9 protein-coding genes are annotated in these 13,410 nt (G+C 61.0%); 3 read left to right on the forward strand and 6 right to left on the reverse strand.

Features of this window, described 5'->3' with window-relative positions; genetic code table 11:
* The first annotated feature begins 137 nt into the window (after window positions 1-137).
* On the forward strand, window positions 138-2,522 hold the full coding sequence (locus ACI77I_RS04120; RefSeq protein ID WP_094949573.1) for a diguanylate cyclase: 2,385 nt from the start codon (window positions 138-140) through the stop codon (window positions 2,520-2,522).
* A 138-nt stretch (window positions 2,523-2,660) separates the two neighbouring features.
* Here ACI77I_RS04120 and dacB read toward each other — a convergent pair whose 3' ends face one another.
* Entirely contained in the window at window positions 2,661-4,121 is a 1,461-nt protein-coding gene (dacB, locus tag ACI77I_RS04125; RefSeq protein ID WP_094949574.1) for a D-alanyl-D-alanine carboxypeptidase/D-alanyl-D-alanine-endopeptidase, read from the reverse strand.
* Between the two features lie 236 nt (window positions 4,122-4,357).
* Here dacB and ACI77I_RS04130 point away from each other — a divergent pair, with 236 nt between their 5' ends.
* Complete coding sequence (locus ACI77I_RS04130; RefSeq protein ID WP_016979277.1) at window positions 4,358-4,702, forward strand: YggL family protein; 345 nt, start codon at window positions 4,358-4,360, stop codon at window positions 4,700-4,702.
* A gap of 37 nt (window positions 4,703-4,739) precedes the next feature.
* Here the strand turns inward: ACI77I_RS04130 and ACI77I_RS04135 are convergent, their stop codons facing one another.
* Complete coding sequence (locus tag ACI77I_RS04135) at window positions 4,740-5,930, reverse strand: benzoate/H(+) symporter BenE family transporter (RefSeq protein WP_406997003.1); 1,191 nt, start codon at window positions 5,928-5,930, stop codon at window positions 4,740-4,742.
* A gap of 226 nt (window positions 5,931-6,156) precedes the next feature.
* Here ACI77I_RS04135 and ACI77I_RS04140 point away from each other — a divergent pair, with 226 nt between their 5' ends.
* Complete coding sequence (locus ACI77I_RS04140; protein WP_242151861.1) at window positions 6,157-6,921, forward strand: GntR family transcriptional regulator; 765 nt, start codon at window positions 6,157-6,159, stop codon at window positions 6,919-6,921.
* A gap of 156 nt (window positions 6,922-7,077) precedes the next feature.
* Here the strand turns inward: ACI77I_RS04140 and guaD are convergent, their stop codons facing one another.
* The 4 genes from guaD to xdhA all read right to left on the reverse strand — a co-directional run bounded on the left by guaD (window position 7,078) and on the right by xdhA (window position 13,169).
* Window positions 7,078-8,382 (reverse strand): guanine deaminase, encoded by a 1,305-nt coding sequence (gene guaD / locus ACI77I_RS04145; protein WP_094949578.1) that lies wholly within the window; start codon window positions 8,380-8,382, stop codon window positions 7,078-7,080.
* 14 nt (window positions 8,383-8,396) lie between these two features.
* Window positions 8,397-9,236, reverse strand: a complete 840-nt coding sequence (xdhC, locus tag ACI77I_RS04150; RefSeq protein WP_406997004.1) for a xanthine dehydrogenase accessory protein XdhC — start codon at window positions 9,234-9,236, stop codon at window positions 8,397-8,399.
* Window positions 9,237-9,298: 62 nt separating this feature from the next.
* Window positions 9,299-11,728 carry a xanthine dehydrogenase molybdopterin binding subunit gene (xdhB, locus tag ACI77I_RS04155; protein WP_406997005.1) on the reverse strand — a complete coding sequence of 810 codons (2,430 nt, stop codon included), beginning with the start codon at window positions 11,726-11,728 and terminating at the stop codon, window positions 9,299-9,301.
* Window positions 11,721-13,169, reverse strand: a complete 1,449-nt coding sequence (xdhA, locus tag ACI77I_RS04160) for a xanthine dehydrogenase small subunit (protein ID WP_094949581.1) — start codon at window positions 13,167-13,169, stop codon at window positions 11,721-11,723. Before xdhA ends, xdhB begins: the two co-directional genes overlap by 8 nt.
* Window positions 13,170-13,410: the final 241 nt, after the last annotated feature.

A 13,410-nucleotide genomic window follows, 5' to 3' on the forward strand; every position in this document is an offset into this window, starting at 1 on the left:
TTGAAACAAAAAAGCCGCAGGCCTGGTGTATTCCAGTCTTGCGGCTTTTTTACGCTGGTCAAACCGTGGCCTCATGGCTATAACTTAACGCCTAGCCAAAGTGACAGCCCCGCACGCTGGCGTTGTGAGTGTTGCCTATGCCGATGCATGCCGTACGCCCGAAAATCCTTGGCTTTATCAGTGAACAGGCGTCAGCTTGGCTGGTGGCATTGGTGGTGTTACTGGCAGGTGGCGCGCTGACGCTCATCGTCGCCTGGGCCACTGCTAACCTCCACCAGCAACAGGTTCGCCAGCGCTTCCAGTTGCTGGTCAACGAGCGCTACACCCGTCTTCAGGAACGCTTTGAAGACCAGGAACAACGCCTGGCGAGCCTGCAGCGTTTCTTCGTCAACTCCAGTGACGTGTCCCGTGCAGAGTTTGATGGGTTTGCCCAACCCTTGCTGCTGCGCGCCCGCGCATATGCCTGGGCGCCGCGGATATCGCGCGATCAACGTAGTGCGTTTGAACAAGAGATCTCGCGCCAGCGCGGCGCCCCTTTCGCCATCCGTGAATTGAACGCGTCAGGCGAGTTGGCGCCGGCCCCCGAGCGCGATGAATACGTGCCTGTGCTGTACAGCCAGACCCAAAGCCTGCTGGGCTCGCCGCTGGGCTTTGACCTGCTGGCTCAGCCGCTGCGGCGCTCGGCCCTTGAGCGCGCGCAAAAAAGTGGCAAGCCTGCGGTGTCCCAGCCCATGCAACTGGTGGGCGTGGAGCCGGCGTATGCTGCCGGCGTTTTGCTGGTGGCGCCTGTCAGTAAGCTACCCACGGCTGAACCCGGCGGCTTTGTGATGGCGGTGATCAGCATGCGCCAACTGATGGCCGATGGTTTGCCCAACCCCAACCGCGACAACTTGGTGATGCAGATCGTCGATACCTCAGACACCCAGCAGCGCGTGCTGTATGCGTCGAGCAATGCGGTCGGCGCCAGCGATCTCACTGCTGCGCGCCGTCTCACCCTCGGCGACCACGTGTATGCCCTGACTGTGCAAGCCAGCCGGGTCTTCGACCAGGCCAACCACTCCTCGATGAGTACTATCCTGACCATGGGCGGGTTGCTCAGCCTGCTGCTCAGCGCGTTGCTGTATGTGTTGGTCAGTCAACGCCAGCGCGCGCTGAAACTGGTGGAGCAGCGCACCGAGCAGTTGCGCCTGCGTGAGCAGGAGCTGCGCGGGGCCCATGGGCAATTGCGCAGCGTGCTGAATGCGGCCACCCAGGTCGCGATCATTGCCACCGATTTGCGCGGTGTGATCAATACGTTCAATGCCGGCGCCGAGCTGATGCTGGGCTACAAGGCCGAGCAGGTACTGGGTTGCATGACCCTGGAGAGCCTGCACTTGGGCGCTGAACTCGAAGCGCGCTCCGCCACTTTAAGTGTGACCATGGGCAAGCGCATCCCGCCGAGCCAGGCGATGCTGGTGGAGAGCCCAGACAACCTGCACGAGGCCCGAGAGTGGACGCTGTTGCGCGAAGATGGCAGCCGGTTGACGGTGAACATGCTCGGCACCGTGTTGCTCGATGACCATGGTTTGTGGGTCGGGCACTTGGCGATTTACCTGGATGTCACCGAGCAGAAACGTGCCTACGAGGCCCTGGCGGCGCGGGATCGTCTGCTGAAAAAACTCAGCGCCCACGTGCCCGGCGGGATCTTCCAGTTCACCCTCGAACCCAAGGGCAACGGGCGCTTCATCTATGCCAGCGATGGCATGCGCGATATCTATGAAATTGAAACCGGCCTGTTGCAGCAGGACGCAAGCAAGGTCTTCGAGCGCATCCATCCGCAGGATGTGGAGCGGGTTCGCTTGTCCATTCGCTTGTCGGCGTTGCAGTTGAGCCACTGGCGCGAAGAGTACCGCGTGTTGTTGCCGCAACGCGGCCTGCGCTGGATTCGCGGCGAAGCCACGCCGGAAGAATTACCGGGGGGCGGTACGCTGTGGTATGGCTACGTATCGGATATTTCTGATCTCAAACGGGTGGAGGAAGAGCTGCGCGCGCTGTCGATCACCGACTCGCTGACGAGCATCCATAACCGGCGTTATTTCCAGGATCGCCTCAAGGCCGAGATACTCAGGCTCAACCGCACTTCTGGGATGCTGTCGTTGATCATGTTCGATATCGACCACTTCAAGCGTATCAACGACCAGTACGGGCACGCCGTGGGCGATGGGGTGTTGCAGGAGGTGTGCAATCGCATCAGTCAGCGTTTGCGGCGCACCGATGTGTTTTGTCGCCTGGGTGGCGAAGAGTTCGTGGTGCTATGCCCGCACACCGATGGTGACCAGGCATACAGCCTGGCGGTGGAGTTGTGGCAATCGCTGCGCAGTGCACCGATGGACGCGGTCGGCACCGTGACCGCCAGCTTCGGTGTGGCCAGTTGGCGGGTCGATGAAGGCATTGATGGGCTGCTGTTGCGCGCGGACTCGGCGGTGTATGTGGCCAAGCAGGCGGGCAGGGATCGGGTGGAAGCGGAGCGACTTAGGGCTTGATTGACAGCGTTTTTCAGACGGTGCGCATTCATGTGGGAGCTGGCTTGCCTGCGATTGCAGCGTGTCAGTCAACGCATCTGATACTGATACACCGCTATCGCAGGCAAGCCAGCTCCCACCTTTGATCTGTGTTGCCTTTTAAAGCACCGGTGCCGCCGCCGTCAGCTTCGGCTGGCGATACACGTCCAGCAGCACCTGATCCAGCACCGACGACGCACCCCACGGTTTCGAATCGTTGAGGATCGCCACCACCACCCAGGTATTGCCGTTGTTGTCGCGGCTGAACCCGGCGATGGCGCGCACGGTGTTCAGGGTGCCGGTTTTGACGTGGGCTTCGCCGCGCATGGCGGTGGTCTTCAGGCGTTTACGCATGGTGCCGTCGGTGCCGGCAATCGGCAGCGAGCTGATGTATTCGGCGGCGTACGGGCCTTTCCAGGCGGCTTGCAGCATGGCCGCCATCTCGCGGGCACTGACCCGTTCGGCGCGCGACAGGCCGGAGCCATTCTCCATCACCAGGTGCGGCGCGGTGATGCCTTTCTTCGCCAGCCACTGACGTACCACGCGTTGCGCCGCCTTGGCATCGTCGCCATCGGCATCGTTACGGAACTGCGCGCCCAGGCTCAGGAACAGCTGCTGGGCCATGGTGTTGTTACTGTATTTGTTGATGTCGCGGATGATTTCCGCCAGGTCCGGGGAAAACGCCCGAGCCAGCACTTTGGCGTCCTTGGGCACTGGCGCCTGGATATCACGGCCTTGGATAGTGCCGCCCAATTCCTTCCAGATCGCACGCACGGCGCCGGCGGTGTAGGTGGCGTGATCGAGCAGTGACAGGTACGTCTGCGAACTGCAGCCATCGCCCAACTGGCCGCTGACTGTCACGGTGACGCTGCCATCGGCGGCGGTAACCGGGCTGTAGCGCACGTCGCCGGTGCACTGCTTGGCGTTGGAGACTTTGACTTGGTTGTCGATGCGGATGCTCGCAATCGGCGGTTCGACCGACACAATCACCCGGCCAGAGTCATTGCGGGTCACGAAGCGCAGCGCCTTGAGGTTGACCAGCAGGGCGTCGGGCTTGACCAGGAACGGTTTGTTCTCGTCGTTGCCGTCGTCATTGAATTCGGGCAATTGCGGCTGGTTGAAGAAGCTGCGGTCCAGCACCAGGTCGCCGGTGACTTGCTGCACGCCATTGGCGCGCAGGTCGCGCATCAGCAGCCAGAGTTTTTCCATGTTCAGCTTGGGGTCGCCGCCGCCCTTGAGGTACAGGTTGCCTCGCAACACGCCACCGTTGAGGGTGCCGTCGGTGTAGAACTCGGTTTTCCACTGGTGGTTGGGGCCGAGCATTTCCAGGGCCGCGTAGGTGGTGACCAGCTTCATCGTGGAGGCCGGGTTCACCGACACGTCGGCGTTGAACACGGTTGGCGTGCCGGGGCCGGTGAGGGGCAGCATCACCAGAGACAGTGCGGTGTTTTGCAGCTTGGCTTTCTGAAGAGCCTGCGCAACGTTGGGTGGCAGGGTGTTGTTGATCGGGGCGGCAGAGACGGAAAGGGCCAGTGGTAGAAAAAAGCCGGCCAGTAGTGCTGAGCGAAAAGATTTGATCATAAAGAATAAAACCCTACTGCTGAGGAGGGTGAAAAAGGCGAGGGGTATGGAAGAAAATCCCTCATTGGTCACGAAAGTGTCGGCATTATGCCCCAAGGTGGTTCCAGTTGTAGCTGAACGATAGCGGGTATTACGCGTTTTTTTGCAGACAGATAGCCGCCTGTCCCAGAGAGTCGGGCAAACCTTGCCTTAAACTGCTAAAGTGCCGCCCGTTATTACTTATGAGGATTGTTCCAATGGCGACTAACCGTTCCCAGCGTCTGCGCAAAAAACTGTGCGTTGATGAATTTCAAGAGCTGGGTTTCGAACTGAACCTGGACTTCAACGAAGGCCTGAGTGAAGAAGCTATCGACGCTTTCCTCGAAGCATTCATCAAAGAAGCCATGGAAGCCAACGGTCTGGGCTATGTCGGCGGCGATGACTTCGGTCTGGTTTGCCTGCAGAAGCGTGGCTCGGTTTCCGAAGAGCAGCGTGCTGCTGTCGAAGCTTGGCTGAAAACCCGTTCCGAGCTGACCAAGGCTGAAGTCAGCCCGTTGCTGGACGTGTGGTATCCGGAAAAGCCGATCAACGCGGCTAAGTGATACTGAAAAAAACGGCGACCTGAGGGTCGCCGTTTTTTTATGCCTTGCGCCAGTTCAGAATCAACAGCGTCAACACCCCCGCCACAATCCCCCAGAACGCCGAACCGATGGAAAACAGCGTCAAGCCTGACGCGGTGACCATAAAGGTGATCAGCGCCGCTTCCCGTTCCTTCGGCTCATTCATGGCGATGCTCAAGCCATTGATGATCGAGCCAAACAACGCCAAGGCCGCAATCGACAGCACCAGCTCCTTTGGCAGTGCTGCGAACAACGCCGCCAACGTCGCGCCAAATACGCCCGCAATCCCGTAGAACACCCCGCACCATACAGCCGCCGTATAGCGTTTGTTGCGGTCTTCGTGGGCATGCGGCCCGGTGCAGATGGCGGCGCTGATCGCTGCCAGGTTGATGCCGTGGGAGCCGAACGGCGCGAGCACCAGCGAGGCCAGGCCGGTGGCGGTGATCAGCGGCGAGGCGGGCACGTTGTAGCCGTCGGCGCGCAACACGGCGACGCCGGGCATGTTCTGTGAGGTCATCGCGACCACGAACAACGGGATGCCGATACTGATGGTCGCCGCCAGCGAGAAGTGCGGGGTGGTCCACACCGGCGTTGCTACTTCGAGGTGAAAGCCGCTGAAATCCAGCAGCCCCATCAGGCCCGATAGCAGCGTGCCGATCACCAGCGCGGCCAGTACCGCATAACGCGGCGACAGGCGCTTGATGATCAGGTAGGTGAGAAACATCCCCAGGACCAGCCCGGTGCGATGTTGCGCGGCGACGAATATCTCACTGCCGATCTTGAACAGAATCCCCGCCAGCAACGCCGCCGCCAGCGACGACGGAATGCGCTTGACCATTTTTTCGAAGCTGCCGGTCAGCCCGCAGAGTGTCACCAGCACCGCGCAGGTGATGTAGGCGCCAATCGCCTCGCCGTAACTCACGCCGCCCAGGCTGGTGATCAGCAGCGCCGCGCCAGGCGTAGACCAGGCGACGGTGATCGGCGTGCGATAGCGCAGGGACAGGCCGATGCTGCACACCGCCATGCCGATGGAGAGGGCCCAGATCCACGAAGAAATTTGCGCAGTGGTCAAGCCGGCGGCTTGCCCGGCCTGGAACATCAGGACCAGGGAGCTGGTGTAGCCGGTCATCATGGCGATGAAGCCGGCGACGACGGCCGACGGGGAGGTATCGGCCAGCGGGCGCAAAGGCGCTTGGGTGGCGTCGGTCATGAGGCGCTGTTCCTTTTACCTGGGTGTTTGCCGGTGAAGGCGCAGATTCAAGCCTAAACTCAAACGTAACTACTCATTGCAATACAGCCGACGCCGCAAACAGCCGTACAGTGTGTTGGCGCACTGGGTTGTGTACAATGTGCCGTGTTTTTAGGTGATACTTGCCAGCGACACGCGCTTGCCGTATTACCGTTAATTCGCCGCCGTTCTCCAAACCCGAGTGCCCATGAACGAACAGTTGCAACCTCTCAAGAAACAACCGCGAGCCGGCAAGGCCGGTCGCACCGGAACCCAGGACGATATCGTCTACGCGCATATCTTCGAGGCCATCCTTGAACAACGCCTGGCGCCCGGAACCAAATTGAGTGAAGAGGCACTGGGCGAAATCTTCGGCGTCAGCCGCACCATCATTCGCCGCGCGCTGTCGCGCCTGGCCCATGAAGGCGTGGTATTGCTGCGGCCCAATCGTGGTGCGGTGGTGGCGAGCCCAAGTGTCGAAGAAGCACGTCAAGTGTTCCTGGCTCGGCGCCTGGTTGAGCGGGCGATCACTGAATTAGCGGTGCAGCACGCCACGGCTGAACAACTGGCCGAATTGCGCCAGATGGTCAACGACGAGCGCGACAGCTTCTCGCGCGGCGACCGTGGTGCGGGTATCCGCCTCTCCGGTGAGTTCCACCTCAAGCTGGCCGAAGCGGCGAAGAACGCGCCACTGATCAGCTTCCAGCGCAGTTTGGTGTCCCAGACCTCGTTGATCATCGCCCAGTACGAAAGCGGCAACCGCTCGCACTGCTCCTACGATGAACACACCCAACTGATCGACGCGATCGAAGCACGCGACGCGGTGCTGGCGGTGAATTTGATGATGCACCACATGGATCACATCGACAGCAAGCTCAACCTCGATGAGGAAAGCGCGTCGGATGATTTGCATGCGGTGTTCTCGCATCTGTTGCAGACCAAGAAGCCTGGGCGCTCTTCGGTAAAACTGTAACCCCGATCAAAAATGTGGGAGCTGGCTTGTGTGGGAGCTGGCTTGCCTGCGATGGCATCACCGCGGTGTACCTGATACACCGCGGTGCCTGCATCGCGGGCAAGCCCGGCTCCCACACAAGCCAGCTCCCACAACTGTTTTGTGTTGTGGCTGAAATTAGCGTTGATGCACGAGATTGCCGGCTGCGTAGGTCTGCAGAATCGCCCGATCATCCCCCAACGTCATCAACACAAACAACGTCTCGGCAATGTTATTGGCCTGCTTCAAGCGATAGCTGAGCAGCGGCGTGGCGTTGTAATCCAACACCAAAAAGTCCGCATCGGTGCCCGGCTGCAACGTGCCGATCTTATCTTCCAATCGCAGTGCCCGCGCGCCGCCCAAGGTGGCCAGGTACAGCGACTTGAACGGGCTCAACCGCGCGCCCTGCAACTGCATGACCTTGTAGGCTTCGTTCAGGGTTTGCAGCAGCGAGAAGCTGGTGCCGCCGCCCACGTCGGTGCCCAGGCCCACATTCAGCTTGTGCTTCTCGGCCATCGGCAGGTTGAACAAGCCACTGCCGAGGAAGAAGTTCGAGGTCGGGCAGAACGCCACCGCCGAACCGGTCTGCGCCAATCGCGCGCATTCGTCGTCGCACAGGTGCACGCCGTGGGCAAACACCGAGCGTTCGCCCAGCAGTTTGTAGTGGTCGTACACGTCCAGATAGCCTTTGCGCTCCGGGAACAGCTCTTTCACCCACTCGACTTCCTGCAGGTTTTCACTGATGTGAGTCTGCATGTACAGGTCCGGGTATTCGCCCAGCAGTTGCCCGGCCAGGGTCAGTTGTTCCGGCGTGCTGGTCGGTGCGAAACGTGGCGTCACCGCATAGTGCAAACGGCCTTTGCCATGCCAGCGTTCGATCAGCGCTTTGCTTTCCTGGTAGCCGGATTCGGCGGTGTCGGTCAGGTAGTCTGGCGCGTTGCGGTCCATCATCACCTTGCCGGCGATCATGCGCAGGTCGAGTTTCTCGGCCGCTTCAAAAAACGAATTGACTGACTGCGGGTGCACGCTGCCGAACACCAGCGCGGTGGTGGTGCCGTTGCGCAGCAGTTCCTTGATGAAGATATCCGCGACTTCTTCGGCGTGGGCCTTGTCGGCGAACTGGCTTTCGCACGGGAACGTGTAAGTGTTGAGCCAATCCAGCAATTGCTCGCCATACGCACCGACCATGCCGGTTTGCGGCAGGTGGATATGGGTGTCGATCAGGCCTGGGGTGATCAACGCATCCTGGTAATGGGTGACCTCGATGTCGGCGGGCAGCGTCGGCAGCAAATCGCTGGCGTGGCCCAAGGCGCTGATCTGACCGTTATCGATCACCAGCAGGCCGTCTTCGAAGTATTCATAGGACGCTTCGATCCCCACTTCAGCAGGGTCGGCGATGCTGTGCAGGATGGCGGCACGGTAGGCTTTGCGAGTCAAAGGCATGGTGATCTCAATGTTTAGATAGCTTGGCTGCGGCGCGAGGCCGGCAGCAGTTTGGCAATGGGTTCGGCGCTCGCGGTATGCTGGCCGAAGTTCGCGTTATAGGTGGCGATGATTTCGCCGGCGATGGAGATGGCGATCTCCACCGGTAATTTGCCCTTCACCTCGGTGAGGCCCATGGGGCAGCGCATGCGTTGCAGTTGCGCGGTGTCGAAACCGCGATCACGCAGGCGGTGTTCGAACTTGACCCGTTTGGTCTTGGAACCGATCAAGCCGAAGTAGGCAAAGTCATTGCGTTTGAGCAGGGCGGCGGTGAGTTCCAGGTCCAGCGCATGATTGTGGGTCATGACGATGCAGTAACTGCCCACCGGCAAGTCGGCAATTTCATCGACCGGCTCTTCGCTGACGATTTTACGCACGCCCTGGGGGATATGCTGCGGAAACTCCTGGTCTCGGGAATCGATCCAGCGTACCCGGCACGGCAGGCTCGCCAACAGCGGTACCAGCGCACGGCCGACATGGCCGGCGCCGAACACCGCAATCTGCGCCTGCACCTGGCCCATGGGTTCGAACAGCAGCACGGTCACACCGCCACAGCACTGGCCCAGGCTTGCGCCGAGGCTGAAGCGCTCCAGGTGGGTGTTCTGCTGGCCGCGCACGAGCATGTCGCGGGCAATCTGCATCGCCTTGTATTCCAGGTGCCCGCCACCGATGGTGTCGAAGGTCTGCGCGGCGCTGATCACCATCTTCGAGCCGGCATTGCGCGGGGTGGAGCCGAGCTCTTCGATGATGGTCACCAGCACGCAGGGTTCACCCCTGTTCTGCAGGTCGGCGAGGGCGCTGATCCAGTTGTTCATAGTCACCTCCAGTCAGATCGTTCCCACGCTCCGCGTGGGAATGCATACCGTGACGCGCTGCGTCACAAGAGCGGACGCAGAGCGTCCATGGCGGCATTCCCACGCAGAGCGTGGGAACGATCGACCGCCTTCGCAGCGGTCAACTGCCGCATCTGCTCACACCCCCACAACACCCTTTCCGGTGTCGCCGGCGCATCAATCTTGGGCTGATGGCGATACTCACCCAAACTCGCCACGGCATCCTTGATCGCGCACCACGAGGCAATCCCGAGCATAAACGGCGGCTCGCCCACGGCCTTGGAGTGGAACACCGTGTCTTCCGGGTTCTTGCGGTTTTCCACCAGCTTCACGCGCAAATCCAGCGGCATGTCAGCCACGGCCGGGATCTTGTAACTGGCCGGGCCGTTGGTCATCAGCTTGCCTTTGTTGTTCCACACCAGCTCCTCCATGGTCAGCCAACCCATGCCCTGGATAAAGCCGCCTTCGACCTGGCCGATGTCGATGGCCGGGTTCAGCGAGGCGCCTACGTCATGGAGGATGTCGGTGCGCAGCATCTTGTATTCACCGGTGAGGGTGTCGACGATCACTTCGCAACAGGCCGCGCCGAACGCGAAGTAATAGAACGGCCGCCCCCGCGCCTGGCTGCGGTCGTAGAAGATTTTCGGGGTCTTGTAGAAGCCGGTGCTCGACAACGAGACCTGGGCGAAATATGCCTGCTGGATCAGGCTCTCAAAGGTCAGGATCTGATCGCGCACGCGCACATGGCCGTTGTGGAATTCCACGTCCGCTTCGCTCACGTCGTACTTGCGCGCGGCAAACTCCACCAAGCGTTGCTTGATGGTTTCGGCGGCGTTCTGCGCAGCCTTGCCGTTCAGGTCGGCACCGCTGGAAGCCGCCGTTGGCGAGGTGTTGGGCACCTTGTCGGTGTTGGTGGCGGTGATCTGTACGCGGTCGATTTCGACTTGGAACACTTCGGCCACCACCTGCGCAACCTTGGTGTTCAGGCCCTGGCCCATCTCGGTGCCGCCGTGGTTCAGGTGGATGCTGCCGTCGGTGTAGATGTGGATCAGCGCGCCGGCCTGGTTCAGGAAGCTGGCGGTAAACGAAATACCGAACTTCACCGGCGTCAGCGCCATGCCTTTTTTCAGGATCGGGCTATGGGCGTTGTACAGGCGGATCGCTTCGCGGCGCTCGGCGTATTGGCTGCTGGCCTCAAGCTCGGCGGTCATTTCCTCGAGCATGTTGTGCTCGACGGTTTGGTGGTAGTGGGTGACGTTGCGCTCGGTCTTGCCGTAGTAGTTGGCCTTGCGCACCGCCAACGGGTCCAGCGCCAGGTGGCGGGCGATGGCGTCCATGACTTCTTCGATGGCGACCATGCCTTGCGGGCCGCCGAAGCCGCGATAGGCGGTGTTGGACGCGGTGTTGGTCTTGCAGCGATGGCCGTTGACCGTGGCGTCACCGAGGTAATAAGCGTTGTCGGCGTGGAACATCGCGCGGTCGACAATCGAGTTCGACAGGTCGGGCGAGCAGCCGCAGTTACCCGCCAGTTCCAAGTTAATGCCGTGCAGGCGGCCGCTGTCGTCAAAGCCCACGTCGTATTCGATATAGAAGGGGTGACGCTTACCGGTCATCAGCATGTCTTCGACGCGCGGCAGGCGCATTTTGGTCGGCTGGCCGGTGAGGCGCGCGACCACCGCGCACAGGCACGCGGGGCTGGCGGCCTGGGTTTCCTTGCCGCCGAAACCACCGCCCATGCGGCGCATGTCGACCACGATTTTGTTCATCGACACGTCGAGCACTTCGGCCACCAGCTTCTGCACTTCGGTGGGGTTTTGCGTGGAGCAGTAGACGATCATGCCGCCGTCTTCAGTGGGCATCACCGACGAGATCTGGGTTTCCAGGTAGAAGTGTTCCTGGCCTCCGATGTGCAGCGTGCCCTGGATACGGTTTTTTGCCGTTGCCAGCGCGCCCACCGAATCACCGCGTTGGTGGGTGTGGCTGTCGAGCACAAAGTGCTTGTTACGCAAGGCCTCGACCACGTCCAGCACCGGCTCCAGGTCTTCGTATTCGATCACCGCAGCCATGGCGGCTTTGCGCGCGGTTTCGAGGTCGCGGGCGGCCACGGCCAGCACCACTTGGCCGACAAACTGCACGGTGTCGATAGCCAACAACGGGTCGCCTGGCATCAACGGGCCGATGTCTTTCAGGCCCGGCACGTCTTCATGGGTGATAGCGATGCGCACGCCATCAAAGGCGTAGCAGGGCGCGGTGTCGATGCTGATGATCCGGGCGTGGGCACGGTCGGACATGCGCGCATACAGGTGCAACTGATTGGGGAATTCCAGGCGGTCATCGATGTACTGCGCCTCACCGCTGACGTGCTTGGCGGCGCTGTCATGCTTGACGCTGCGCCCGACTCCGGAGGTCAGGTCCTGGGCAAACAGCTCGGCCAGTTCGGCCTGGGTTTTAACGACGGCGTGATGGTTAGACATAAGCGGTCACCCGAGTCTCGATGTGCGGTGTTTGCAGTTCGATGAAGTATTTGCGCAGCAGGTTCTGTGCGCTGAGCAGGCGGTATTCCTTGCTGGCGCGGAAGTCTGACAGCGGGGTGAAATCCTCGGCGAGGGCGGCGCAGGCTTTTTCCACGGTGGCGGCGTTCCAGGTGGCGCCGACCAATACTGCTTCGCAGCTTTTCGCGCGTTTGGGCGTGGCGGCCATGCCCCCGAAGGCGACGCGTGCCTCGTTGATCACGCCGTTCTCGATCTTCAGGTTGAAGGCCGCGCACACGGCGGAAATGTCATCGTCCAGGCGCTTGGAAACCTTGTAGGCGCGGAACAGCGAATGGCCCTTGGGCACGATGATTTTCTCGATGAACTCGCTGTCCTGGCGTGCCGTGACGCGGTAGTCGATGAAGTAGTCTTCCAGCGCCAAGGTACGGCGCACATTGCCCTTGCACAGCACGATCTGTGCGCCGAGCGCGATCAGCAGTGGCGGCGAATCACCAATCGGCGAGGCGTTGCCGATGTTGCCACCCAAGGTGCCCTGATTGCGGATTTGCAGGGAGGCGAAGCGGTGCAGCAAGTCGCCGAAGTCCGGGTATTCGTGGTGCAGCGCGCTGTAGCAGTCGGACAGCACAGTGGCGGCGCCGATTTCCAGGCGGTCGTCGAAGTTTTCGATGCGCTTCATCTCGTCGATATTGCCGACGTAGATCATCACCGGCAGCGTGCGGTGGAACTGCGTGACTTCCAGCGCCAGGTCGGTGCCGCCGGCCAGCAGCCGGGCTTGCGGGTAGGCGTCGTAGAGGTCGGCCAGGTCGGCGACGGTCAGTGGCACCAGGCAGCGCTTGTCGCCGCTATTAAGTTCGCCGGTTTGCGTCGGCGCGATGGCTTTGAGGCGCGCGATGGTGTCGGCCTGGCGGCTGTCGAACTGGTCCACCGGTTTGTTGCAGCAAGCCTGTTCGGCGGCGGCGAGGATCGGGCGGTAGCCGGTGCAGCGGCACAGGTTGCCGGCGAGGGCTTCGTGGGCTTTTTGGCTGTCGGGCGCGTCGCTGTTCTTTTGCAGGGCGAACAGCGACATCACGAAACCTGGGGTGCAAAAACCGCATTGCGAGCCGTGGCACTCGACCATGGCCTGTTGCACGCTGTGCAGTTGGCCTTGATGCTTGAGGTCTTCGACGCTGATCAATTGTTTGCCGTGCAACGACGACACAAACGTCAGGCACGAGTTGAGGCTGCGGTAACGAATCTGCTCCGCGCCTTGCGCGTCAGTGTGCAACTCACCGACCACCACGGTGCACGCGCCGCAGTCGCCGCTGGCGCAGCCTTCCTTGGTACCGGATTTGCCCAGGTGCTCACGCAAATAGTTGAGCACGGTCAGGTTGGGGTCCAGGGCGTGCTCACTACGGAGTTCCTGGTTAAGTAAAAACTGGATCACGGAAGGCCTCGCAGACTCATTATTGTTGTTAACCGCTTTGCGCCGAATCTAGTCATGTCTGACTTTTCGGTCAATGATTTTCTGACCGGAAGGTCAAGAAATTGCGATCACAACACTTTCAATTATGGTTCAGTCTTCTGGAACCGGCGTTTTTGGCGGTGTGTGGGTTTTCAGCGTTGCTTATTTCATGCCAAATTCGCCCTGGTGGGCGTAGCGCCATCAGCCAGCCAATGCGCTACAC

Origin of the sequence: Pseudomonas sp. D47, from assembly GCF_045447305.1 — a bacterium.
Taxonomy (GTDB): Bacteria; Pseudomonadota; Gammaproteobacteria; order Pseudomonadales; family Pseudomonadaceae; genus Aquipseudomonas.

Bases quoted from the DNA above. Each gene is read 5' to 3' on its own strand.
- ACI77I_RS04120 (WP_094949573.1), top strand. From the start codon at position 138: ATGCCGATGCATGCCGTACGCCCGAAAATCCTTGGCTTTATCAGTGAA.
- dacB (WP_094949574.1), bottom strand. From the start codon at position 4,121: ATGATCAAATCTTTTCGCTCAGCACTACTGGCCGGCTTTTTTCTACCA.
- ACI77I_RS04130 (WP_016979277.1), top strand. From the start codon at position 4,358: ATGGCGACTAACCGTTCCCAGCGTCTGCGCAAAAAACTGTGCGTTGAT.
- ACI77I_RS04135 (WP_406997003.1), bottom strand. From the start codon at position 5,930: ATGACCGACGCCACCCAAGCGCCTTTGCGCCCGCTGGCCGATACCTCC.
- ACI77I_RS04140 (WP_242151861.1), top strand. From the start codon at position 6,157: ATGAACGAACAGTTGCAACCTCTCAAGAAACAACCGCGAGCCGGCAAG.
- guaD (WP_094949578.1), bottom strand. From the start codon at position 8,382: ATGCCTTTGACTCGCAAAGCCTACCGTGCCGCCATCCTGCACAGCATC.
- xdhC (WP_406997004.1), bottom strand. From the start codon at position 9,236: ATGAACAACTGGATCAGCGCCCTCGCCGACCTGCAGAACAGGGGTGAA.
- xdhB (WP_406997005.1), bottom strand. From the start codon at position 11,728: ATGTCTAACCATCACGCCGTCGTTAAAACCCAGGCCGAACTGGCCGAG.